Origin of the sequence: Klebsiella sp. Q11 (genome assembly GCF_964241505.1) — a bacterium.
Classification (GTDB): Bacteria; Pseudomonadota; Gammaproteobacteria; order Enterobacterales; family Enterobacteriaceae; genus Klebsiella; species Klebsiella michiganensis.
The window spans coordinates 334230-357714 of record NZ_CAXSXW010000003.1; the positions used below are offsets into that span (position 1 = coordinate 334230).

General features: G+C 57.1%; 20 protein-coding genes and 2 pseudogenes. 9 read left to right on the forward strand and 13 right to left on the reverse strand.

Annotated elements, in window-relative coordinates; all coding sequences use genetic code 11:
• Positions 1–28: 28 nt before the first annotated feature.
• Positions 29–1312 carry a YeaH/YhbH family protein gene (locus ACESQ2_RS06325; RefSeq protein WP_004138302.1) on the reverse strand — a complete coding sequence of 428 codons (1284 nt, stop codon included), beginning with the start codon at positions 1310–1312 and terminating at the stop codon, positions 29–31.
• Positions 1313–1443: 131 nt separating this feature from the next.
• On the reverse strand, positions 1444–3378 hold the full coding sequence (yeaG, locus tag ACESQ2_RS06330) for a protein kinase YeaG (protein WP_004121478.1): 1935 nt from the start codon (positions 3376–3378) through the stop codon (positions 1444–1446).
• 427 nt (positions 3379–3805) lie between these two features.
• Here yeaG and ACESQ2_RS06335 point away from each other — a divergent pair, with 427 nt between their 5' ends.
• On the forward strand, positions 3806–4552 hold the full coding sequence (locus ACESQ2_RS06335) for a MipA/OmpV family protein (protein WP_373170235.1): 747 nt from the start codon (positions 3806–3808) through the stop codon (positions 4550–4552).
• Between the two features lie 92 nt (positions 4553–4644).
• Complete coding sequence (locus tag ACESQ2_RS06340) at positions 4645–5499, forward strand: aldo/keto reductase (protein ID WP_025106950.1); 855 nt, start codon at positions 4645–4647, stop codon at positions 5497–5499.
• A 98-nt stretch (positions 5500–5597) separates the two neighbouring features.
• Here ACESQ2_RS06340 and ACESQ2_RS06345 read toward each other — a convergent pair whose 3' ends face one another.
• The gene (locus ACESQ2_RS06345) at positions 5598–6482 is read right to left on the reverse strand and encodes a D-hexose-6-phosphate mutarotase (protein WP_014838178.1); all 885 of its coding nucleotides are present in this window, start codon (positions 6480–6482) and stop codon (positions 5598–5600) included.
• A 74-nt stretch (positions 6483–6556) separates the two neighbouring features.
• Positions 6557–7552 carry a glyceraldehyde-3-phosphate dehydrogenase gene (gene gapA / locus ACESQ2_RS06350; RefSeq protein ID WP_004138295.1) on the reverse strand — a complete coding sequence of 332 codons (996 nt, stop codon included), beginning with the start codon at positions 7550–7552 and terminating at the stop codon, positions 6557–6559.
• Between the two features lie 338 nt (positions 7553–7890).
• Here gapA and msrB point away from each other — a divergent pair, with 338 nt between their 5' ends.
• Both msrB and ACESQ2_RS06360 read left to right on the forward strand, forming a co-directional pair.
• Positions 7891–8304 carry a peptide-methionine (R)-S-oxide reductase MsrB gene (gene msrB, locus ACESQ2_RS06355; protein ID WP_004121465.1) on the forward strand — a complete coding sequence of 138 codons (414 nt, stop codon included), beginning with the start codon at positions 7891–7893 and terminating at the stop codon, positions 8302–8304.
• A gap of 42 nt (positions 8305–8346) precedes the next feature.
• Positions 8347–8622 carry a YeaC family protein gene (locus ACESQ2_RS06360; protein WP_004850031.1) on the forward strand — a complete coding sequence of 92 codons (276 nt, stop codon included), beginning with the start codon at positions 8347–8349 and terminating at the stop codon, positions 8620–8622.
• A gap of 60 nt (positions 8623–8682) precedes the next feature.
• Here the strand turns inward: ACESQ2_RS06360 and yajD are convergent, their stop codons facing one another.
• Positions 8683–9027, reverse strand: coding sequence for an HNH nuclease YajD (gene yajD, locus ACESQ2_RS06365; RefSeq protein ID WP_004138290.1), 345 nt, complete (start codon positions 9025–9027; stop codon positions 8683–8685).
• A gap of 100 nt (positions 9028–9127) precedes the next feature.
• Entirely contained in the window at positions 9128–10381 is a 1254-nt protein-coding gene (locus tag ACESQ2_RS06370) for a glycoside hydrolase family 18 protein (protein WP_038424330.1), read from the reverse strand.
• Positions 10382–10613: 232 nt separating this feature from the next.
• Between ACESQ2_RS06370 and ACESQ2_RS06375 the strand changes: the two are divergent.
• A pseudogene (locus ACESQ2_RS06375) lies at positions 10614–10711 on the forward strand (hypothetical protein); the annotation flags it as partial.
• A 37-nt stretch (positions 10712–10748) separates the two neighbouring features.
• Here the strand turns inward: ACESQ2_RS06375 and pncA are convergent.
• The 3 genes from pncA to sppA all read right to left on the reverse strand — a co-directional run bounded on the left by pncA (position 10749) and on the right by sppA (position 14365).
• Positions 10749–11390, reverse strand: a complete 642-nt coding sequence (pncA, locus tag ACESQ2_RS06380) for a bifunctional nicotinamidase/pyrazinamidase (RefSeq protein WP_373170236.1) — start codon at positions 11388–11390, stop codon at positions 10749–10751.
• A 10-nt stretch (positions 11391–11400) separates the two neighbouring features.
• Positions 11401–12417, reverse strand: coding sequence for an asparaginase (gene ansA / locus ACESQ2_RS06385; protein WP_004850037.1), 1017 nt, complete (start codon positions 12415–12417; stop codon positions 11401–11403).
• A gap of 94 nt (positions 12418–12511) precedes the next feature.
• On the reverse strand, positions 12512–14365 hold the full coding sequence (sppA, locus tag ACESQ2_RS06390) for a signal peptide peptidase SppA (protein ID WP_014228962.1): 1854 nt from the start codon (positions 14363–14365) through the stop codon (positions 12512–12514).
• Between the two features lie 166 nt (positions 14366–14531).
• Between sppA and ACESQ2_RS06395 the strand changes: the two genes are divergently transcribed.
• On the forward strand, positions 14532–15083 hold the full coding sequence (locus tag ACESQ2_RS06395) for an NAD(P)H nitroreductase (RefSeq protein ID WP_038424334.1): 552 nt from the start codon (positions 14532–14534) through the stop codon (positions 15081–15083).
• A 231-nt stretch (positions 15084–15314) separates the two neighbouring features.
• On the opposite strand, the gene phoC is transcribed toward ACESQ2_RS06395, so the two are convergent.
• Positions 15315–16061 carry an acid phosphatase PhoC gene (gene phoC, locus ACESQ2_RS06400; RefSeq protein WP_032749502.1) on the reverse strand — a complete coding sequence of 249 codons (747 nt, stop codon included), beginning with the start codon at positions 16059–16061 and terminating at the stop codon, positions 15315–15317.
• Positions 16062–16288: 227 nt separating this feature from the next.
• On the opposite strand from phoC, the gene selD reads away from it, so the two are divergent.
• Positions 16289–17332, forward strand: coding sequence for a selenide, water dikinase SelD (gene selD, locus ACESQ2_RS06405; protein ID WP_049070249.1), 1044 nt, complete (start codon positions 16289–16291; stop codon positions 17330–17332).
• A 4-nt stretch (positions 17333–17336) separates the two neighbouring features.
• Positions 17337–19269 (forward strand): annotated as a pseudogene (locus tag ACESQ2_RS06410) (DNA topoisomerase III); the annotation flags it as partial.
• A 95-nt stretch (positions 19270–19364) separates the two neighbouring features.
• On the opposite strand, the gene gdhA reads toward ACESQ2_RS06410, so the two are convergent.
• Positions 19365–20708 (reverse strand): NADP-specific glutamate dehydrogenase, encoded by a 1344-nt coding sequence (gdhA, locus tag ACESQ2_RS06415; protein WP_004850048.1) that lies wholly within the window; start codon positions 20706–20708, stop codon positions 19365–19367.
• A 182-nt stretch (positions 20709–20890) separates the two neighbouring features.
• Positions 20891–21301, reverse strand: a complete 411-nt coding sequence (locus ACESQ2_RS06420) for a pyrimidine (deoxy)nucleoside triphosphate diphosphatase (RefSeq protein WP_009653472.1) — start codon at positions 21299–21301, stop codon at positions 20891–20893.
• 86 nt (positions 21302–21387) lie between these two features.
• Between ACESQ2_RS06420 and ACESQ2_RS06425 the strand changes: the two genes are divergently transcribed.
• Positions 21388–22005 carry a CDP-alcohol phosphatidyltransferase family protein gene (locus ACESQ2_RS06425; RefSeq protein ID WP_046878586.1) on the forward strand — a complete coding sequence of 206 codons (618 nt, stop codon included), beginning with the start codon at positions 21388–21390 and terminating at the stop codon, positions 22003–22005.
• 141 nt (positions 22006–22146) lie between these two features.
• Here the strand turns inward: ACESQ2_RS06425 and ACESQ2_RS06430 are convergent, their stop codons facing one another.
• Positions 22147–23454, reverse strand: a complete 1308-nt coding sequence (locus ACESQ2_RS06430; protein WP_373170237.1) for a rhodanese-like domain-containing protein — start codon at positions 23452–23454, stop codon at positions 22147–22149.
• Positions 23455–23485: the final 31 nt, after the last annotated feature.

Below are 23485 nucleotides of genomic sequence, written 5' to 3' on the forward strand. Positions count from 1 at the left end.
AGCGTCTGTGCTGGCTGTCCGGAAAGGCTTAACCGTCCGCTTTTGAGGTTTGCTTGTGAAAAAGTTCACGGAACACCGGATAAATATCTTCCGGGTCGCGAATATGCTGCATAGCAAAGTTTTCGAAGGTTGACTGCAGGTGTTCATATTCCCGCCACAGCGTCTGGTGCGCGCGCCGGGTTATCTCGATATAGCTATAGTAGCGCACCACGGGCAGGATTTTCTTCGCCAGCAGTTCGTGACACAGCGGCGAATCGTCCGCCCAGTTATCGCCATCCGAAGCCTGCGCGGCGTAGATATTCCACTGCGCCGGGTCATAGCGCTCTTTGACCACTTCATCCATCAGCTTCAGGGCGCTGGAGACAATGGTGCCGCCGGTTTCCTGCGAATAGAAGAATTCGTGTTCGTCGACCTCTTTCGCCTGCGTATGGTGGCGGATATAAACCACATCAACGTTTTTATAGGTCCGGCTGAGGAACAGATACAGCAGGATGTAAAAGCGTTTTGCCATGTCCTTTGTCGCCTGGTCCATGGAGCCGGAAACGTCCATCAGGCAGAACATCACCGCCTGACTTGACGGTTCTGGCCGTTTTTCGTAGTTCTTGTAACGCAGATCGAAAGTGTCAATGAACGGCACGCGGTCAATTTTCGCCCGCAGTTCGGCTATCTCTTTGCGCAGCCGCTCCTCTTCCAGCAGCTGCGCCGGTTCGCTTTTGCTAATGGTGTCCAGGTCTTCTTCCAGCGCGTGCAGTTCCCGGCGTTTACCGGCGGTCATCGCCGTGCGGCGCGCCAGCGAGTTTTGCAGCGAGCGAACGACGCTGATGTTAGCGGGCACACCGTTAGCGGTATAGCCCGCGCGATGGGTTTTATATTCCGTCAGCTGACGCTGCTGGTTTTTCTTCAGGTTCGGCAGGGCGAGATCTTCAAAGAGCAGATCGAGATATTCGTCTTTCGAAATCTGAAAAACAAACTCATCCTGGCCTTCGCCGTCGGCGCTGGCCTGGCCCTGACCGCTGCCTCCACCGCCTCCGCCGCCCTGAGGGCGCTCAATCCGGTCATTCTGTACGAAGTGATCGTTACCCGGGTGTACGCGATTGCGCAGGCCGCCGCGCCCCTGATGAAACATCGGTTCGTTAATATCGTCCGTTGGGATGGAGACGGACTCTCCGCTCTGAATATCGGTCACCGAGCGCTTGTTTATGGCCTCGGAGATCGACTGTTTTATCTGCGCTTTATAGCGGCGCAGAAAGCGCTGCCGGTTGACGGCGCTTTTATTTTTCCCGTTCAGGCGTCGGTCTATGAACCAGGTCATATGCCCTCCTGTACTGCATTTGCCAACTTATGCCCCGGCCATTCAGGCGCTGAAATATGCCTGGCGCTGAATGTCATTGGGTCTTCGCAGTTATTATTAGCCCGGCAGCCGCTGCCTGCCGGGCTGGTCTATCAGGATGATTTACGTACCCGCAGATACCATTCGCACAGCAGGCGAACCTGCTTGCGGGTATAGCCTTTCTCCATCATGCGGTCGACAAAGTCATCGTGTTTTTTCTGCTCATCGGTTGACGTTTTGGTGTTGAAGGAAATTACCGGCAACAGCTCTTCGGTATTGGAGAACATTTTCTTCTCGATAACCGTGCGCAGTTTCTCGTAGCTGGTCCAGTTTGGATTACGCCCGCTGTTGTGCGCTCTGGCGCGCAGCACGAAGTTGACTATTTCGTTACGGAAGTCTTTCGGGTTGCTGATCCCGGCGGGCTTCTCGATTTTCTCCAGTTCCGCATTCAGCGACTCGCGGTCAAACAGCTGGCCGGTATCCGGGTCGCGATACTCCTGATCCTGAATCCAGAAGTCAGCGTAGGTGACATAACGGTCAAAAATGTTCTGCCCATACTCCGAGTAGGATTCAAGGTAGGCGGTCTGGATCTCTTTCCCGATAAACTCGGCGTATTTCGGGATCAGATAGCCTTTGAGGAACTCAAGGTAACGCTCTGACTGCTCCTGCGGGAACTGCTCGCGCTCGATCTGCTGCTCGAGGACGTAGAACAGATGCACCGGGTTGGCGGCGACTTCGGCATGGTCAAAGTTAAATACCCGCGACAGGATTTTGAACGCGAAGCGGGTAGACAGGCCGTTCATCCCTTCATCAACGCCGGCATAATCGCGATACTCCTGATAGGATTTCGCTTTCGGGTCGGTGTCTTTCAGGCTTTCGCCGTCATAGACGCGCATTTTTGAATAAATGCTCGAGTTTTCCGGCTCTTTCAGGCGCGACAGAATGGAGAAGCGCGACAGCGTTTCCAGCGTGCCCGGCGCGCACGGCGCATGGGTCAGCTCGCTGTTGTTAAGCAGTTTTTCATAGATACGGATCTCTTCCGAGATACGCAGGCAATAAGGCACCTTGACGATATACACGCGGTCGAGGAAGGCCTCATTGTTTTTGTTATTACGGAAGGTCACCCATTCCGATTCGTTGGAGTGGGCGAGGATAATCCCGTTGAACGGCAGGGCGGAGATCCCTTCGGTACCGTTATAGTTACCTTCCTGCGTCGCGGTCAGCAGCGGATGCAGCACCTTGATAGGCGCTTTAAACATCTCGACGAACTCCATCAGCCCCTGGTTGGCGCGGCACAGAGCGCCGGAGTAGCCGTAGGCGTCCGGGTCATTCTGCGCGTAGTGTTCCAGTTTACGGATATCGACTTTACCGACCAGCGCCGAGATGTCCTGGTTGTTTTCGTCACCGGGCTCGGTTTTGGCGATGGCAATCTGCGCCAGGATTGACGGCCACACTTTCACCACGCGGAATTTCGTGATGTCGCCGCCGAATTCATGCAGACGCTTGGCCGCCCACGGCGACATAATCGTCCCCAGATAGCGGTTTGGAATGCCGTACTCTTTTTCGAGGATTTGCGCATCCTCCTGCGGGTTAAACAGACACAGCGGATGGTCGTTGACCGGGCTGCGCTCACCGTTTGCGCTGAGCACATAGATAGGGACGCGCTGCATCAAGGACTTCAGGCGTTCGGCAAGCGATGATTTACCGCCGCCAACGGGGCCCAGCAGATACAGAATCTGTTTCTTCTCTTCCAGCCCCTGAGCGGCGTGTTTTAAGTAAGAAACAATTTGCTCGATGGCATCTTCCATACCGTAAAACTCTTCAAAGGCCGGGTAGCGCGCGACGACCCGGTTTGAAAAGAGACGGGATAGCCTGGGTTCGAGGGCCGTATCGACCATGACCGGCTCACCGATGGCCATCAGCAATCTTTCTGCTGCGTTAGCATAAGCACTGCGATCTTGCCGACAGATGGTAAGAAACTCCTGCAGTGTGAACTCTTCGTCCTTGGCAGCTTCATAGCGCTGGCGATAGTGATCGAATATATTCATGGCATGCCGTCCTTTCGTTTTTAGCACAGGTTGAGAGCCGTTCATATGAATAGTGGGAGCCCCCGGAAGAGGTAAGCTGCACAGCGCTCTCTGAATCTCCAGCAACCCTTATGCCAGGTTGGCGAAGTCTCGGGATAACGTGCCCCGCATTTACTTCTTCTAAATTAAAGCGTAGATGCATTTGGAAAACTTGCATGGCGCAGAAAATCAATTTCAATGACTTATCAACAACTCATCCGGAAAAGCAGCGTCTCATTCGCACTTCGGGTTTCGCCGCGTCATGACGCTGTCATTCAGCTGTCAGCGGGTGGTCATCTGATGATGAGAATCTGGTGAATTCAGTGTAATGACTGGTAAAGAATTTGAGGCATGACGTATACAACGTTAAACTGCCTGCGCTAATAATTTGACAACAGGAATATGGATCGTGACTAAAATCAAACTTCTGGCACTTGGTGTGTTGATTGCGACTTCAGCATCCGCCGTACACGCTGAAGGGAAGTTCACTTTAGGGGCGGGTGTACGCGTCGTTGAACATCCGTACAAGCAATATGATGCTGATGTTTACCCGGTGCCGGTGATTAATTACGAGAGCGATAACTTCTGGTTCCGCGGCCTGGGCGGTGGTCTCTACCTGTGGAATGATACCAACGATAAGCTCTCCGTGACCGCCTACTGGTCGCCGATGTACTTTAAGCCAGGCGACAGCGATAGCGAGCAGATGCGCCGTCTGGATAAACGTAAGTCCACGGTGATGGCAGGGCTTTCCTACGAACACTATACGCAGTACGGTTTCCTGCGCACCGCGCTGTCGGGGGACACCCTCGATAACAGCAACGGTATCGTGTGGGATCTGGCCTGGCTGTATCGCTACACCAACGGCAACCTGACGCTTACGCCGGGTATTGGCGTGGAGTGGAACAGCGACAACCAGAACGAGTACTACTACGGTGTTTCGAAGCATGAGTCGAATCGCAGCGGCATGCGCAGCTACGATCCGGACAGCAGCTGGAACCCGTACCTCGAGCTGTCGGCTAACTATCGTTTCCTCGGCGACTGGAGCGTATACGGCGTGGCGCGCTATACCCGCCTGTCTGACGAAATTACCGATAGCCCGATGGTGGACAAATCCTGGAGCGGGCTGATTTCAACCGGGATCACTTACTCCTTCTGATAGTGCATTATTACAGTGCAATTTGTGCATCAAAACAGGGCGTAAAGCCCTGTTTTGCATTACGGTGGTGCAATCAAACACAGGAGCATGTCATGGCAGAAAGGACCATCCGTTTTGGCGAGCATTCAGCGGTTCCGCTCATAGGGCAGGGGACCTGGTTCATGGGCGAAAACCCGGCTCTGCGCGCGCAGGAGTCTGCTGCACTACGCGCGGGCATCGATCTTGGCCTGACGGTGATCGATACGGCGGAAATGTACGCCGACGGCGGCGCCGAAGAGGTTGTCGGCGAGGCCATTCGCGGTCAGCGCGAGCGCGTGGTGCTGGTGTCTAAAGTCTATCCGTGGAACGCTGGCGGTCGCAAAATAGCCAGCGCCTGCGAGGAGAGCCTGCGCCGCCTCAATACCGACTATCTGGATCTCTACCTGCTGCACTGGCGCGGGGACTATTCATTGCAGGAGACGGTTGCGGGCATGGACGCGCTCGTTGCGCAGGGAAAAATTCGCCGCTGGGGCGTATCAAACCTCGATTACGATGATATGCAGGAACTCTGGCAGGCGGACGGCGGCGAACAGTGCGCGACCAATCAGGTGCTCTACCATCTGGCCTCCCGCGGTATTGAACATGACCTGCTGCCGTGGTGCCAGCAGCAGCGGCTGCCGGTGATGGCATATTGTCCGCTGGCTCAGGCCGGTCGACTGCGCAATGGACTTTTAAATCATACCGTTGTGAAAAATATTGCGCAGGCGCGGGGCGTAACCGCGGCGCAGATTCTGCTGGCGTGGGTGATTAGCCACCGGGGCGTAATGGCGATCCCGAAAGCGTCAAGCATTGAGCATGTCAGGCAAAATGCCGCGGTGCTGGATATTGTGCTGAACGGTGAGGAGCTTGCGCTTCTGGATAACGCCTACCCGGCGCCGGCCAGAAAAACGCCGCTGGATATGGTCTGAACAAGCGTTAAAGAAAAGCCCCGACTTCACGGGGCTTCAGCCGTCATCCGGCAGATATGGCGCACACGCGGTTAACCCGTGGGCCAAGCTTCCTGGCGTTAGCGTTTCACCACGCGAAGGGTTTGCGTCAGGCGCGAAGGTTTCTCTTCGCTGGCCTTCTGCGTTTCGGTCACGCAGCAGGTTTCTACACAAACGAAGGTCTTGTAACCATCATCCGGCATGTCGCCCATGCTGACGGAAAGCGCCGGGCCCGGGTTCCAGGCCACTACGTTGCTGTTGTGATGATGCGTAACGTCGATGTTGCGGTTCAGCGCATCGTCATGAATCACGCTGCAGGTTTCGGCATTCAGATAGACGCGGTCGGTACGATCGGGAAAAGTCTCTGTGCCGTTGCTTAATACGCCTTCTTCCGCGTTTTTCACTTTATCAATATAACGGTCGCCCAGACCGCTGACCTTCACTGCCGCAATGTCGCCGACGTTGAAATAGGTATGCAGGGCAGACGTGGTTTCAAATTCGCCGTGCGCCTCCAGCTCAATTTCGCAGGTTTTGCCCAGCTTAAAGCGCGCCAGCAGGGTGAACTCGTGCGGCCAGTACTGGCGGGTGGCGTCGCTGCTTTTCAGTGCAAAGGTCAGCACCACGCCGTTGTCGTCTTCATCGTGCCCTTTCAGGGCCCACGGCAGGTTGCGGGCGAAGCCGTGGGAGGGCAGGCCCTGCTGAGCAGAAGGACCAAACCACGGCCAGCAAATCGGCACGCCGCCGCGCAGGGCAACGCCGTTTTTAAATGGGGTGTTGCCGCTGAGCCACAGGACTTCTTCTTCGCCAGCGGGCTTCCAGGAGAGCAGGTGAGCGCCCTGGAAAGCCACGGACGCTTTCACCTGCGGATGGTCAACGACGATCAGCTCCAGGTCATCAAGCTGGCGGCGGGAAAGTACAGGGGTAAGCTGTTCGATAACCGGGAGGGCAAAAATTTTATTAATCATTACGCAATCCTTTATCTTCAGACAAAAAAAAGAGCGACCGAAGTCGCTCTTACAGATTACTGTCTCATCTCAACTTATTTGGAGATATGAGCAATCAGGTCCAGAACCTTGTTGGAGTAACCAGTTTCGTTATCGTACCAGGAAACCAGTTTCACAAAGTTGTCGTTCAGAGCGATACCCGCTTTGGCGTCGAATACGGAAGTGCAGATTTCACCGTTGAAATCGGTGGATACCACGTCGTCTTCGGTGTAGCCCAGAACGCCTTTCATTGCGCCTTCGGAAGCAGCTTTGATTGCTTTCTTAATTTCTTCATAAGAAGCAGCTTTTTCCAGACGAACGGTCAGGTCAACAACGGATACGTTCGGAGTCGGAACGCGGAACGCCATACCGGTCAGTTTGCCATTCAGTTCTGGCAGAACTTTACCTACAGCTTTAGCAGCGCCGGTAGAGGACGGGATGATGTTCTGAGCTGCGCCGCGGCCGCCGCGCCAGTCTTTGTGAGACGGGCCATCAACGGTTTTCTGAGTCGCGGTGGTTGCGTGAACGGTAGTCATCAGACCTTCGATGATGCCGAAGTTGTCGTTGATAACTTTTGCCAGCGGAGCCAGGCAGTTGGTGGTGCAGGATGCGTTGGAAACGATGTCCTGGCCTTCGTATTTGTCAAAGTTAGCGCCTTTAACAAACATCGGAGTGTTGTCTTTGGACGGGCCAGTCAGTACGACTTTTTTCGCGCCAGCGGTGATGTGTTTACGAGCGGTTTCGTCGGTCAGGAAGATACCGGTTGCTTCAGCAACAACGTCAACACCCACTTCGTCCCACTTCAGGTTAGCCGGGTCACGCTCAGCGGTAACACGGATTTTTTTACCGTTAACGATCAGATGACCGTCTTTCACTTCAACGGTACCGTTGAAACGGCCGTGAGTGGAGTCATACTTCAGCATGTAAGCCATGTAGTCAGCGTCTAACAGGTCGTTGATTGCAACGATCTCGATGTCAGAACGTTCCTGAGCAGCACGGAAAACAATGCGACCGATACGGCCAAAACCGTTGATACCTACTTTGATAGTCATATATTCCACCAGCTATTTGTTAGTGAATAAAAGGTTGCCTGTAAAATTACAAAAACCTTACGCAGCGTCAAGCGGAATCGTGTCAATCATTGCGACAAATCAATCCAGAGCATGCCTTTGCGCGGTCGATTTATCCCACTTTCCCTTTGAGCCCAATTCCATATGGGGGCTGCGCCCGGAATTTTAAAGGTCATTGAAGATAAAAATGTGATATTCATCACAATTGTGTGGCTGCCTTTTGGCGTCGCCTAAGTTTAGAACAAAAGTGCACGCTTCATTGTTAATATTTTGTTAGAATTGACGTGAAAAGTTGTCCTTTCACAGCGAGAAGCAAGCCAATGTCGAATAAACCCTCTTCGGACGAGCTCAAAAAAAATTTGAGCGAGATGCAGTTTTACGTGACGCAGAATCACGGTACTGAACCGCCGTTCACCGGGCGGTTGCTCCACAACAAACGCGATGGCGTCTACCACTGCCTGGTGTGCGATGCCGCGCTGTTTCACTCGCAAACCAAGTATGATTCCGGCTGCGGCTGGCCAAGCTTTTATGAGCCCGTCAGCGATGACGCTATCCGCTACCTTAATGATTACTCCCACGGTATGCAGCGCACGGAAATTCGCTGCGGAAACTGCGATGCTCACCTTGGGCACGTATTCCCGGATGGTCCACAGCCCACCGGAGAGCGTTTTTGTGTTAATTCGGCCTCATTAAGCTTCACCAATGATGAAAACGGTGAGCAAATTAAGGGTTGAAAAAACGATTCAGCAAATTATTCCAAACGGGGTTGGCGGAAGATGGAAATTGAGCGGATTATTGACGGTATGACGCCGGAAGTTTATCAGCGCCTGGCGACGGCGGTTGAGCTGGGTAAATGGCCGGACGGCGTGGCGTTGACTGACGAACAGAAAGAGAACTGTCTGCAGCTGGTGATGCTCTGGCAGGCGCGATACAACGTTGACGCGCAGCATATGACCATCGATACCAACGGGCAGATGGTGATGAAGAGTAAACAGCAGCTGAAAGTTGACTTCGGCATTACGCCGCAGCCTATCGCGACCTTTAAATCCTGAGACTGAAAAGGCCTGCGTCAGCCCGGCTAACTGCGCGCCGGGCTCTGAGGCATCACAACGTTACTTCTTGTTCATCATCGCTTTAAGATCGGCGAAGGGGTTATATTTCGCTTCGCCGACGCTTTTCTGCGCATCTTCGCCAGCGACCACCGTCGAGCCATACAGATCGGCTTCGGTGTATTTTGAGTGCTCATGATCGTGACAGTACAGGCACAGCATCTCCCAGTTGCTACCATCTTCCGGGTTATTGGAGTGGTCGTGGTCAATATGGTGTACCGTCAGTTCACGCAGGTTTGAATAGACAAACTCTCGCGAGCAGCGTCCGCAGACCCAGGGGAAGAGCTTCAGCGCTTTTTCGCGGTAACCGACTTCCAGACGGGCGTAGTTTTTCGGGATATAAGCCATAATATCCATGCCTTTTGTTGCAAATGAAAAGCTGCGCCGGAGCCGGCGCAGCGGAATGGGGTTATCATAACCTATTGTGCTGGCGCTGACACCGCGCAGATCAGCGTTTGATCCCCAATGACTCGGCCAGCTGTTTCGCTAACTGATTCTGGTCATCGGCGCCGTACTCCCAGAACATCGCGCCACCCAGCCCCTTGCTCTTGATGTAGTCAGCTTTGATGGCCACCGAGCGCGGGTTCTCATACGAAAGCGCAAAGAGGGCTTGACCGTCGGCGGACTGCACCGACAGCCACGGTACCTTCGCTTCATCATCCCAATGCTGAGTAAAGCGCTTCTGCGGATCGTTGATTAACTTCGCCACGATATCGTTATATTTCACATAGGTATCTTTGGTCAGATCGACGCCCAGCGATTCGAACAGTTCAATCTGTTGAGCCGCAAAGTAGGGGCGGGTGGCCGGGTTTTTCTGCGCGTCCGGCTTGCTCCAGTCAATACCCGGCTCGACGGCGCGTTTGGGTATCCGGCCATAGAAACCAATCCCCAGGTTCATCTGGCTCGCCTTTAGACCGGCGGCAAGGTAGTTGTTCACTATAAAGTCCGCGCTGTACTTATCCGCTTCGGCGACCGTCGGCCAGCGGGTTGAATCATACAGGTTGGAATTGAAGTACTGGGTACCGTAGGCCAGGTCGTAGGTCATCAGGTTGATGTAGTCGAGCGATGGCGCAATGGCTTTGACGTCCACCCAGCTTTTTGGGCTCTCCGCGTTGGCGCCTACGGCGATGGTCACCAGTTTTTTATTACCGACCGCCGCGCGCAGCTCTTTCAGCAGGGCGGTAAAATTATCGCGATCGGCCGGTTGGCTGGCGACCAGCCCCCACGCGCCGTTGACCGGATACTCCCAGTCCAGATCGATCCCATCGAGACCGTATTTTTCAATAATCGCCTGAGCGGACTGAATAAACACCGCCCGGGTTTCCTTCGTCGCCGCCGCGCCGGAGAATCCGCGCGCTCCCCAGCCGCCTACGGAAAGCAAGACTTTCAGGTTCGGGTTCTGCTGGCGCAAGCTGGGGATTTTCTGTAAATCAGCCTGCACTTTCGGCGACAGCCAAATTTGATGCAGCTTGCTCGGATCTTTCAGGGCGGCGTTGGTTTCGTCTTTTTCATCGTTGTAAACCAGACCAAACGAGTAGTTGAGATGGGTAATCTGGCGTACGTCCAGTTTATCAATATCGCCGCCTGGACCGGCAGTGACGTCGCCGCCGCCGTTAAAGTAGCCGACGGACATCAGTGAGTTAGCGGAAACAACGCTCGCGCAGAGCAGGGGTAAAGCTGCCAGTAAAGGCAAAAGTTTCATAGCGGATCCTCTTTGACTTAAAAGTGACATTGAAAAGCAAACACGCCACGGAAATGGCGTGGCGAAAAAAACAGCTCGTGCAGCCTAGCATCTTCCGCTGCGCAAAAATGCGAAGCGGTTCACGGCTGCATTAGCGAAGCGGTAGTGCGATGAGGTTCACTTCGGAGTAAACGCCAGGATGCAGAACATGACGCAAAATGAGACTAACAATGACCCGATTAGGGGCTTTATCATCCCAGGCGTGATGTGGCGCTTTGCGCGCTGATTCTGTTTTGTTTTGGCATCGAAACGCGCAACGCGTCGCTGGAAGAGATTTCCGCTCTGGCCTGAGATAACGCGCCGACAGGACAATGCCTGTCGGCGTATTTTATGCGTGGGTTTCCAGCCAGTCGTCAAGGGTATAGAGAGTTGCGCCCGCGGCGGCCATCTCCATAAACGCCAGATTGCTATCCTGCGGCTGAATATTCACCCCGCGGCAGCCGTCGGTAATCACGTTGACGGTGTAGCCCAGATTGAGGGCGTCAAGCACGGTAAACTTGACGCAGTAGTCGGTGGCGAGACCCAGCACCGTTAGCTCGCTGATGCCGCGCTCGCGCAGCCACGCATCGAGCTGCGTTTTCTGCCGGTGGCCGTTGTCGAAAAAGGCGCTGTAGCTGTCAATGGCCGGATTTTCCCCTTTGTGGAACACGGCGGCAATAGCCTGCTGTTTGAGCAGCGGATGCAGCGACGCGCCTTCGCTATTCTGCACGCAGTGATCCGGCCAGAACGTCTGCGCCAGGCTATCAAGCTCGCCCTGGGTATAGGGTTCGACCTGATGCTGGCTGGCAAAGCTGCCGTGGTTCGCCGGGTGCCAGTCCTGGCTGGCAACCACCGTTTCGCCCCGCGCCAGGCTCCAGGCGATAAGCTGGTTGGCGACGTCCACCGTGCTGTCGCCCTGCGGGACGGCTAGCGCGCCGCCGGCGCAGAAATCATTTTGTAAATCGACCAGTAGCAGCGCGCGCTGGGTCATGTGCTTCTCCTTACTCATCGGGTGTCAGTTCGCCGCGCAGATTCTCCTGCATGGCGTGACGGATAGCCGCCACGTCCAGATCCTGGCTCAGCAAATAGTGTAGCTTGGTCAGCGTGGCCTCGACGGTCATATCAAATCCGCTAATCACGCCAGCCTGCGCCAGCGCGTTGCCGGTGGCGTAGCCGCCCATGTTGACCTTGCCGGACATACACTGGGTCAAATTAATCACCACGATACCGCGCTGGCTGGCTTCGGCCAGGACCTGAATAAACTCGCCGTTCTGCGGCGCGTTACCGACGCCATAGGAGCGCAGGATCAACGCTTTGACCGGCTGGCGCAGGAAGTTGCGCACCACGTCGGCGGAAATGCCGGGATAAATCGTCACCACGCCAATCGGCTGCGGCGTGATAGGGTGAACCACCAGCTCGCCGCTGCCGTGCGGCGCGGGAGGCGTGCCGAGCCGGCGAATATGGATACCGGCTTCCAGCAGCGGCGCCAGGTTGGGAGAGGCGAAGGCGTTAAAGCCGTCGGCATGGGCCTTCGTCGTGCGGTTGCCGCGGTAGAGGCGATTATTGAAGAACAGCGACACTTCGTTAATCGGATAGTTGGCGGCGACGTACAGCGCGTTGAGCAGGTTAATCTGGCCATCAGAGCGCAGTTCGGCAAGCGGGATTTGTGACCCTGTCACAATGACCGGTTTTCCCAGATTCTCCAGCATGAAGGAGAGCGCAGAGGCGGTAAACGCCATGGTGTCCGTGCCGTGGAGGATCACGAAACCATCGTACTGGTCATAATGGTCGCGAATATCGTCGGCGATATGCTGCCAGTCTTCCGGCGTCATATCGGAAGAGTCCATTAACGGGGCGTATTCATGAATGGTGAAGTCCGGCATCTCCGGGCGGTGAAACTCGGGCATCAACGCCAGCTGGCGCTGTAAATGGCCGGAAACGGGGATATAGCCGTGTTCAGAACGCTGCATACCAATGGTGCCGCCGGTATAGGCAACGTAAATAGATTTCTTCTGCATAGCATCGCTTAGGTTAAACGTAGACAGGCGCAGTATAGAGGGGCGGAAGAAAAAATAAAGTAAATGCCGCCCCACGGGATGGGGCGGCAGAGGATTAACGAATATTGGCGCAGGTTAAGCAGAACGCGTAGCGGTTCTGCGGATCGTTGAATGCCGCCAGCTTATCGCTCTCGGTTTTCACCGCATTGGCCGCCGCGGCGACCGGTGCGGGCAGATACGCCTGGACCGCTGCCGGCAGCGCCGCGCGAACGGAACCCGTCAGGCTATCCACCACCATCGAAAAGAAGGTCGGTTCTTCCTGATAGTAGTTGATATGCCACTGTTTCAGCTTCGCCAGCTCGGCGGCTTTTGCCACCGCGTCGTCAAAGTCGCCAAGGCTATCGACCAGGCCGTTCGCTTTTGCATCTTCACCGGTCCAGACGTGGCCCTGAGCGATTTGGTCAATTTTCTCCGGCGTGCTCTTACGCGCGTTCGCCACCAGGGTGATAAAACGCTTGTAGCCGTTTTCGATGCTGAGCTGCATCAGCTGTTGCACTTCCGGAGGCAGCGCTTTGGTGGTTGAGACATCAGCCAGCGGCGAGGTGGCCACGCCGTCGGTATGGACGCCAATTGAGCCGAGGGTATCTTCGACGGTATTGATCACCCCAAAGATACCGATAGAGCCGGTAAGGGTGCTGGGGTTGGCGACGATATAATCCGCCGGGGTGGAGATCCAGTAGCCGCCGGATGCTGCCATGCCGCCCATTGAGACCACCACCGGTTTACCGGCCGCTTTTGCCGCCGCCAGCTCTTCGCGAATCATCTCGGAGGCGCTGACGCTGCCGCCCGGGCTGTTAACCCGCAGCACGATCGCTTTCACTTTCGGATCGAGGCGCGCGTCGCGGATCTGCGCGGCGGTGGTGTCGCCGCCGACGTTACCCGGCGTTTCTTCGCCATCCATAATCGCGCCGTTAGCAAAGATAACCGCTATTGCGGAACCCTGGTCGGCAGGCGTTTTCAGCGTGTAATCGTAGTAGCTGATTGCGCTGTAGTTGTTGTCCTCCTTACTCCAGCCAAACTGTTTAGTCAGCGCTTTTTCCACCTCGGTAGAGGTGCCCAGCGCATCAACCAGCTTGTTATCCAGCGCGTATTTTGCCGTATCGCCATCGACTTTACGCAGGCCGTCAATCACGCCCTGAGCGCCGGGGAACAGCTGCTGAGCGGTGATCTGGCGGTTGGCGGCAATGGTATTGAGGTAGTTTTGCCACAGCTCGCCAATCCAGCGGCTGTCCGCCTCGCGCGCCGCCGGGGACATATCATCGCGGATAAACGGCTCTACCGCTGACTTGTAGGTGCCGACGCGGAAAACGTGGGTCGACACTTTGAGCTTGTCGAGCAGCGATTTGTAGTACAGGCCGTTGGTCGCGAAGCCGTGCAGGTCCACTTCGCCCTGCGGCGAGAGCCAGATCTTATTGGCGAAGCTGGCCAGATAGTACTGACCCTGGCTGTAGCTGCTGCCGATGGCATATACCGGCTTGCCGCTATCGCGGAATTCGCGCAGCGCTTTACCGATATACTGCATCGACGGCTGATCGCCGCCGGCAAAGTCCTTCAGATCCAGCACGATACCGGTGATATTGCGGTCGTCTTTCGCCTGGCGAATTGTCTGCACAATGTCGAACAGCGAGTTTTCCTGCAGGCGATCGGAACTGGCGCCAAACAGCTGGCGGCCAATCACGCCAAGCTTGCTGCTGGCCGAGGGTTTATCGACCACCACGCCGGTGATATCCAGCAGCAGCGCGCCGCGGGTAGCGTGCTCTGTCGTTGTACTGCTGAACTGGGCCCAGATGCCGACGCAGGCCAGCACCAGCACCAGGAAAACCACGTTCAGTGCGAGCTGGCGAATGAAATTGAGCACGCGCCATGTCCATTTAAAAAATCCGGCGAGCAGTCGCCAAAGAGTTCGCATGTATTCTCCCTAACCATAATCAAAAATGGGCGAGCCGCAGGGGCTGCCGCGTCTGGCTATCCTAATGAGAGTGCCGTCGGTTGTCAGCAGGAATCACCCGTTGGGCTGTAACAAAATCCTTGCGCATGTTAATTTTATGAAAAATCACATCACAGGAGTTATACAGATGGATGCTCTCGAACTACTGGTTAATCGCCGCAGCGCTTCACGTCTGACCGACCCGGCTCCGGCGGGCGAACAGCTGGAAAACATCCTTCGCGCTGGCCTGCGCGCGCCGGACCACGGGACGCTGCAGCCGTGGCGCTTCTTCATTATTGCCGATGAAGGGCGCGAGCGCTTCAGCCAGCTGCTGGAAAAAGGCGCGGTGGCGGCAGGGGGAGATGAAAAAGCGATTGAAAAAGCGCGCAGCGCGCCGTTTCGCGCGCCGCTGATCATTGCGGTGGTGGCGCACTGTGAAGATCATCCGAAGGTGCCAAAGTGGGAGCAAGAGATGTCGGCGGGCTGTGCGGTGATGGCCATGCAGATGGCGGCCGTGGCGCAGGGGTTTAACGGCATCTGGCGCAGCGGCGCGTTAACCGAAAGCCCGGTTGTACGCGAAGGGTTTGCCTGCCGCGAGCAGGATAAGATCGTGGGCTTTCTCTATCTGGGGACCCCGCAGCTCAAAGCGTCAACCACCATCGCTTTGCCGGATACCGCGCCGTTCGTGACGCGCTTCTGAGTCCGTTCTCGTTATGCCGGGCGGGCCCGGCTCACCGCCTCCTCGGGGGAAGTAGCCCGGCTAAGCGCAGCGCGAGCCGGGTGGAAGCAGTGTCAGTGTATCAGACTTGACACCTTTCCCGGAGGCGGTGCTGGCGCACCAGTCCGGACTACCAAACCGCGGACGGCTGGGAACCCGTAGCCGAGGCAGAGCGTTTCAGACGCCGCCTCCGGGCATTCAACGGCGACGATGTTACTTCTGTCGTTTCGCGAATTCGTCTTTCGCTTTCTGAAGCTGCTGCTGGAAGGCCGGATTGGTATGCAGCGTGGCGACGACCGCCGAACCGACGATACGCGCCGCGTCTACGTCGCTCTGCCAGTGATAGCCGCAGATCACCCGGCTCTCGCCGAGCTCAAAGCCGCGCTTAAGGATTTCATTTTGCCGCTGGGGATTAATCTCAGCCAGCACCAGCGCGGTGGCCCAGCCGATCGAGGTGTGGCCGGAGGGGTAGGAGCCGTTTTTCGACAGCGTATCCTGTTCCTTGGTGTTACAGGTGGCGACGCCATAAAACGCAAATGGGCGAATGCGCATGTACTTCTCCTTCGCTCCTCGCGTCGCCAGGTCGCCGGCATCTTCAATCATGTTGGTGAGCAGCTTGTGCAGCTCCGGCGCATCTTTGGCGGTAATGGGCGAGCCGAAGGCGCCGGAGAAGGCGTTGGCGACGCCGCCGCCGCTCAGGTTAGCGTCTTCAACCGCCAGCTTACCGCGCTCGGTGCCGCGCAGCAGACGGCCTTTCTCATACATCGCCTGATCGTTTAAAAACGCGATACTGCCCACTTCCGGCGGCGGCGGCAGCAGCGTCAGGCTGTCGATGGCCTGGGCGTTGGTCAGGTAGTAGAGATCGGGTTTTGTGGTGACGTCGTTACCGGCGGGAACCAGGGCGAAAGCGTTAAGGGAGAAGAGACTGGCCAGGCAAACGGCGAGAACACGCTTTTTCATGAAAACTTCCTTACGTTGTTATATGTCCAGAGAAAACAGAATTTATGCTTGTCATATTTCTGTCATTTTTTAGTAAAGGGTAAAATCACGTTGAAAAAGCGGGGCCGCATCGCAAAATCGGTTTTTTGTCTGCTTAATGAGCAACCATACGCGATTTCGGACTGTCGCACTTACCACTCCGCCATTTGGGCGCTACCATATCGGGATTGCAATGACAGGAGATGTCCATGAGCGAGCAAGCCATTCGTTTAACGCAATACAGCCACGGAGCCGGTTGCGGGTGTAAAATTTCCCCTAAGGTGCTGGAAACTATCCTGCAAAGCGACCAGGCTAAATTTATCGACCCGAATCTGCTGGTGGGCAACGAAACCAGCGATGATGCCGCGGTCTACGATCTCGGTAACGGCACGTCGATCGTCAGTACTACCGATTTTTTTATGCCGATCGTCGACAACCCGTTCGACTTTGGGCGCATTGCGGCGACCAACGCCATCAGCGATATTTTCGCCATGGGCGGTAAGCCGATTATGGCGATCGCTATTCTCGGCTGGCCCATCAATACCCTGGCGCCGGAAATTGCCCGTCAGGTGGTTGAGGGCGGACGCTTTGCCTGCCAGCAGGCGGGGATCGCGCTTGCCGGCGGTCACTCCATTGACGCTCCGGAACCCATCTTCGGGCTTGCCGTGACCGGCGTCGTCCCGACCGAGCGGGTGAAGAAAAACAGCACCGCGCAGGCCGGCTGCAAGCTGTATCTCACTAAACCGCTGGGTATTGGCGTGCTGACCACCGCGGAGAAAAAGTCGCTGCTGAAGCCTGAGCACCAGGGGCTGGCGACGGAAACCATGTGTCAGATGAATCTCGTTGGCTCGGCGTTTGCTAATATCGACGGCGTGAAAGCGATGACCGACGTCACCGGTTTCGGGCTTCTGGGCCACCTGAGCGAAGTGTGCCGCGGCGCGGGCGTACAGGCGCAGCTTACCTATGCGGATATCCCGAAATTGCCCGGCGTCGAAGCCTACATCGCGGCGGGCGCGGTGCCGGGCGGTACCGGGCGTAACTTTGCCAGCTACGGCCATTTGATGGGCGACATGCCGCCAGCGTGGCGCGATCTGCTGTGCGATCCGCAAACCTCCGGCGGTCTGCTGCTGGCGGTAACGCCGGAAGCCGAGGCTGAGGTGCAGGCTGCCGCCGCTGAGTTTGGTATCGCGCTTACCGCTATCGGCGAGCTGGTTACCGCCCGCGGCGGACGCCCCATGATCGAGATCCGTTGATTTCATGCGGCTGTTTATTGCAGAAAAACCGAGTCTCGGTCGCGCCATCGCCGATGTGCTGCCAAAACCGCATCGCAAAGGCGACGGCTACATTGAGTGCGGTAACGGGCAGGTGGTCACGTGGTGCATCGGCCACCTGCTGGAGCAGGCCCAGCCCGACGTCTACGATGCGCGCTATGCGCGCTGGAACCTGCTCGACTTGCCTATCGTGCCGGAAAAGTGGCAGCTCCAGCCTAAACCGTCGGTGACCAAACAGCTTAACGTGATTAAGCGTCTGCTCGGCGATGCGCAGGAAGTCATTCATGCGGGTGACCCGGACAGAGAGGGGCAGCTGCTGGTGGATGAGGTACTTGACTACCTGCAGCTGGCGCCGGAAAAGCGTCAGCAGGTGCAGCGCTGTCTGATTAACGATCTTAACCCGCAGGCGGTGGAGCGGGCGATTAACCGCCTGCGCGCCAACAGCGAATTTGTTCCGCTGTGCGTCTCCGCGCTGGCCCGCGCCCGCGCCGACTGGCTATACGGGATCAATATGACCCGCGCATACACCATCCTTGGCCGTAACGCGGGTTACCAGGGGGTACTCTCGGTCGGGCGCGTGCAAACGCCGGTGCTTGGCCTGGTGGTACGCCGCGATGAAGAGATTGAAAACTTCGTCGCTAAAGACTTCTTCGACGTCAAGGCGCATATCGTTACCCCCAAGGATGAGCGTTTTGTCGCCACCTGGGTGCCCAGCGAGGCCTGCGAACCGTACCAGGATGAAGAGGGGCGACTGCTGCATCGCTCGCTTGCCGAGCACGTCGTCAAGCGCATTGAGGGGCAGCCGGCGACGGTCACCGCTTATAACGATAAGCGGGACTCTGAGCCAGCGCCGCTGCCGTTCTCCCTCTCGGCGCTGCAGATTGAAGCCGCGAAGCGCTTCGGCTTTAGCGCGCAGAACGTGCTGGATATCTGCCAGAAGCTGTACGAAACCCATAAGCTGATTACCTATCCGCGTTCGGATAGCCGCTACCTGCCGGAGGAGCATTTTGCCGGGCGCCATGCGGTGCTGAACGCGATCGGCGTGCACGCGGCGGATCTGCTGCCGCAGCCGGTGGTGGATCCGGAGATCCGTAACCGCTGTTGGGACGATAAAAAGGTCGATGCCCACCACGCGATTATTCCGACCGCCCGCAGTTCGCAGGTAAAACTCAGCGACAACGAAGAAAAGGTTTACGGCCTGATTGCCCGCCAGTATCTGATGCAGTTCTGCCCGGATGCGGTGTTCCGCAAATGCCAGATCGATCTCGATATCGCCAACGGCAAGTTCGTTGCCAAAGCGCGTTTTCTGGCGGAAGCGGGCTGGCGAACCCTGCTGGGCAATAAAGAGCGCGATGAAGAGAACGACGGCATGCCGCTGCCGGTGGTGGCAAAGGATGGCGAGCTGCTGTGCGAAAAAGGCGAAGTGGTGGAGCGTCAGACCCAGCCGCCGCGTCATTTTACCGATGCGACGCTGCTATCGGCGATGACCGGTATTGCCCGCTTTGTGCAGGATAAAGACCTGAAGAAAATCCTGCGCGCAACGGATGGCCTCGGTACGGAGGCAACCCGCGCCGGGATTATCGAACTGTTGTTCAAACGCGGCTTCTTAACCAAGAAAGGGCGCTATATCCACTCCACTGACGCCGGGAAGGCGCTGTTTCACTCTTTGCCTGAAATGGCGACGCGCCCGGATATGACCGCCCACTGGGAATCGATTCTGACGCAAATCAGCGAGAAACAGTGCCGCTATCAGGACTTTATGCAGCCGCTGGTCGGTACCCTGTTCCAGCTTATCGACCAGGCCAGGAGCACGCCGGTACGCCGCTTCCGCGGAATTGTGGCCCCGGGCGACGGCAAGAAGAGCTTTAGTAAGGGGAAAGGCAGAGCCAAAGCGAAAGATAAAAAAAGCGCCGCCGGCCCTGCGGCGGAAAGCCCGCAATAAAAAACCCCGGGAAACCGGGGTTTTTCAATTATGCTCCGAACCCATATACAGGGGTTCAGTCAGCGAGTGGACTTAAATAACACCCTGCGCCAGCATTGCGTCGGCGACCTTCACGAAACCGGCGATATTCGCGCCGCGTACGTAGTTGGTCTGCTTCGCTTCACCGCCGTATTCAACGCAGGCGTGGTGGATATCCAGCATGATATGGTGCAGACGGGCATCCACTTTCTCCGCTTTCCAGCCCATACGCGCGGCGTTCTGCGCCATTTCCAGTCCTGAAGTGGCGACGCCGCCGGCGTTGGCCGCTTTACCCGGCGCGAACAGCACGCCCGCTTCGAGGAACAGATCGGTCGCCGCGATAGTGGTTGGCATGTTGGCGCCTTCCGCGACGGCCTTCACGCCGTTGGCAATCAGCTGGCGGGCAGCGTCGACGTCCAGCTCGTTCTGCGTGGCGCACGGCAGAGCGATATCCACCGGCACGGACCATGGCTGCTTACCTTCAAGGTAGGTCAGGCCGAACTCGCGCGCGTAATCCGCCACGCGGCCGTGGCAGCGCTCTTTAATGTCGATCAGGCGCGCCAGTTTTTCTTTGGTGAAGCCAGATTCGTCAACCACGGTACCGTTGGAGTCGGAAGCCGTAATCACCCGGGCGCCGAGCTCCATGGCTTTCTCAATCGCGTACTGCGCCACGTTACCCGACCCGGACACCGCGACGCGAGCCCCTTCAAAGCCCAAACCGTGGCGCTTAAGCATCGCTTCGGTGAAGTAAATCAGTCCATAACCGGTGGCTTCCGGACGAATCAGGCTGCCGCCGAAGGAGAGGCCTTTACCGGTGAAGACGCAGGCGCTGTTGTTGGAGAGCTTACGCATCATTCCGGCCATAAAGCCCACTTCACGACCGCCCACGCCGATATCACCGGCCGGCACGTCGGTATCCGGACCGAGGTGGCGATACAGCTCAGTCATCAGCGACTGGCAGAAACGCATCACTTCGCCATCGCTTTTTCCTTTAGGATCGAAGTCGCTGCCGCCTTTACCGCCGCCCATAGGCAGGGTGGTGAGGGCGTTTTTGAAGGTTTGTTCAAAGCCGAGGAATTTCAGAATCGACAGGTTTACAGAGGGATGGAAACGCATACCGCCCTTATACGGGCCGATGGCGGAGTTGAACTGCACGCGCCAGGCGCGGTTAACCTGAACCTGATTACGGTCATCAACCCAAACGACGCGGAACTGGATAGCACGCTCCGGTTCAACCAGACGTTCCAGCAAATTCATCTGACGATAGCGCGGATTTTCCTCAAGGAATGGCCACAGGGTGGTCATCACCTCGCGGACCGCCTGAGCAAATTCAGTTTGATTTGGATCGCGCTGTTGAACGCGGGCGAGAAAACCTTCCAGAGTGCACGTCTGATCCATAGATATAAGTTCCCCTTATGGTTGTGGTTGCGTCTATTTATTATGATTCGGCCCTTGAAAAAGCCGATTTTCCGACTATACCATCGGAAATCGTTAGTTAAGCAAGGAAAAATTGTTCAGAAAGCAAAATTTATAATCAGGCGGTGGTCATAATCAAAAACGATGACAACCACCCGATAAAATTAGCGGGAATGGAGAGCGGCGCGCTGGGCGATAAAGGCTTCGAGCAGGGGAATATCGGCTGGCGCAAGAGGGAAGGTTAACGCCTCCTGCGGTGAACACCAGCGCAGCTGGCTGTGGTAGCGGGCGATGGGTTCGCCGTTAAAATGCGGAACCCACCAGGCGTGAAGATGTATCAGGCGGGCGGACACTTCGCGCTGGTGGCTGGCGATGTAGCATTCCGGCCGGGCGTCGATCGCCAGCTCCTCCTGGAGCTCGCGCGCCAGCGCCTGGGCCTGGGTTTCGCCGGGTTCTACTTTACCGCCGGCCAGCTCCCACATTCCCGGCTGATCCGCGTGGGGCGGCCGCTGCGCCAGCAGAATTTGCCCGTTGCGTTCGATAATGGCGGCAACAACATCAAGGGTTTTTAGCATGTGAATCATCGTTCTGTACGGGATAATGGCCTATTATCACCGTCCTTGTCTCCGTCAAACAACCCTGAATTCGCTGGAGAGACTTTGTGCTTGACCGTCATTTGCATCCCCGCCTGAAACCTGTCCTCAACGCCGCCGTCGCCCTGCTGGATCGTCCGGCTATCTCTCCCGATGGCCTGACGCTCTTTGGCTTTGCGATTGGCGTGCTGGCGCTGCCGTTTTTAGCCCTGGGCTGGTATCCGGCGGCGCTGGCGGCGATCGTGCTCAATCGCCTGCTGGATGGCCTGGACGGCGCGCTGGCCCGGCGACGCGGATTAACCGATGCGGGCGGTTTTCTCGATATTTCGCTCGATTTCCTGTTTTATGCCCTGGTGCCGTTTGGCTTTATTCTTGCCGATCCGGCGCACAACGCGCTGGCGGGCGGCTGGCTGCTGTTCGCGTTTATCGGCACCGGCAGCAGCTTTCTCGCCTTTGCCGCGCTGGCGGCTAAGCATCAAATCGATAATCCGGGCTACGCCCACAAATCGTTTTATTATCTCGGCGGGCTGACGGAAGGGACGGAAACTATCGCGCTGTTTGTGCTGAGCTGCCTGTTTCCGGCGTGGTTTGCGTGGCTGGCGTGGATGTTTGGCGCACTGTGCTGGCTGACGACCTTTACGCGGGTGTGGAGCGGATACCTTACCCTGAAGCAGGTAAGAGATTGATGGGCGGGTTTTTCCCGGCTCGGGCTGCGCTTAGCCGGGCTACGGGGCCGCAGTCGTCAGCGGTCCGGTGCTGCCAGCGCCGTCTTCGGGAAATGCGCCGGGAAGGATGCTTCCCGGCGGTGCATATGGCCAACAGGCGAATTACATACTGCTTTCCGGGCCGCGTTCCCCGCGCGAGACCGGGTTTTTCGGGTTGCTGCTCCACTCGTACCAGCCGCCGTCGTAGACCGAGACGTTGTTCCAGCCCATCGCCCGGGCGTACATAAAGGTTTCTGAGGCGCGCCAGCCGGTACCGCAGTAAAAAGAGACCTGCTGGTTCGGCAGAATATTCCATGATTTCCACATCGCGGCGATATCATCTGCGCTACGCATGGTGCCGTCCGGATTATGGAAATCCTCCATATGGGTGGAGTCGCTTCCGGCATGGCCCCAGCGGGCCCCGGCAATCTCCCCCATCGGCTTGATATAGCTGTAGCCGCTGGTGGTGCCGATAAACTCCGGCCAGGAACGAATGCTCACCAGCGAGGCGTCCTGACGGTGCAGCAGGGCGCGAGCCTGCTCGGTATTGAGCATCAGCTGCGGCTGACCCGGGATCGGCGCGCCGAACTCCGGCTCGGGCTTCTGCTTCGGCGGCGTTCCGCGCTCGACCGGCAGCCCGGCGTCGGACCAGGTTTTCCAGCCGCCGTCGAGCAGGCGCACATCCTTCACCCCGGCGTAGAGCATGATCTGCGCCACGCGGGCGGCGGCATACACGTCGCGACCGTACAAAATCACCGTGGTGTCATGGCGAATACCGTGTTTTGCCAGCATCGCTTTAAGCTGCGCGTCGGAGACTTTGTTCCATAGCGGCTCGCTCTCCACCTCGTTGGTATCGATATACCCGGCGCCCGGAATATGGCTCAGCAGATAAAACTTCGGCGCGCCCCAGGCGGCCTCGAACACCTTCCAGTGCCCGGCAGGCGCGGCGGTGACCGGTTTACCCTGCTGGAGGTCGTGCAGCCACTGCGGATACACCAGCTGTTCAAAATGCGGCAGCTTCTGCAGGCGGTCCGCATGGCTCAGGGCGTCGCCGAGCGAGCTGAGGTGAGTGAAACCAGCCGCCTTAAGGCGCGCCGCGACTTTCGCGTTGTCGTCGGCGTTGCCGTACAGCGCAATCGGCGTAGAGGCCTGCAGATTGTGCAGCTTAGCCCAGGCGCTCAGCTGTTCATCGTTCAGCGAGCCAAGCCAGCTGGCGGCGAGGTTGAGCGCCTGCGGTTCATGGCCCTGAGGGCCGTTGGCGCCTTGCGGCCAACCGTTATAGAAAGCGCTAAGGCGCGTGTCAATAGCGACGCCGTTGTGCTGTTGCAGCGTGGAAAGCGTTAGCGTTGGCATGGTGTCAGCGGCGGAGGTGGAAGCAGCAGCAAGCCCCATCAGCAGGGCGAGTGCGGTCAATTGAGAAACACGTTTCATCGAAATGCCCGGCAGTAGAAAATTGAGCGGC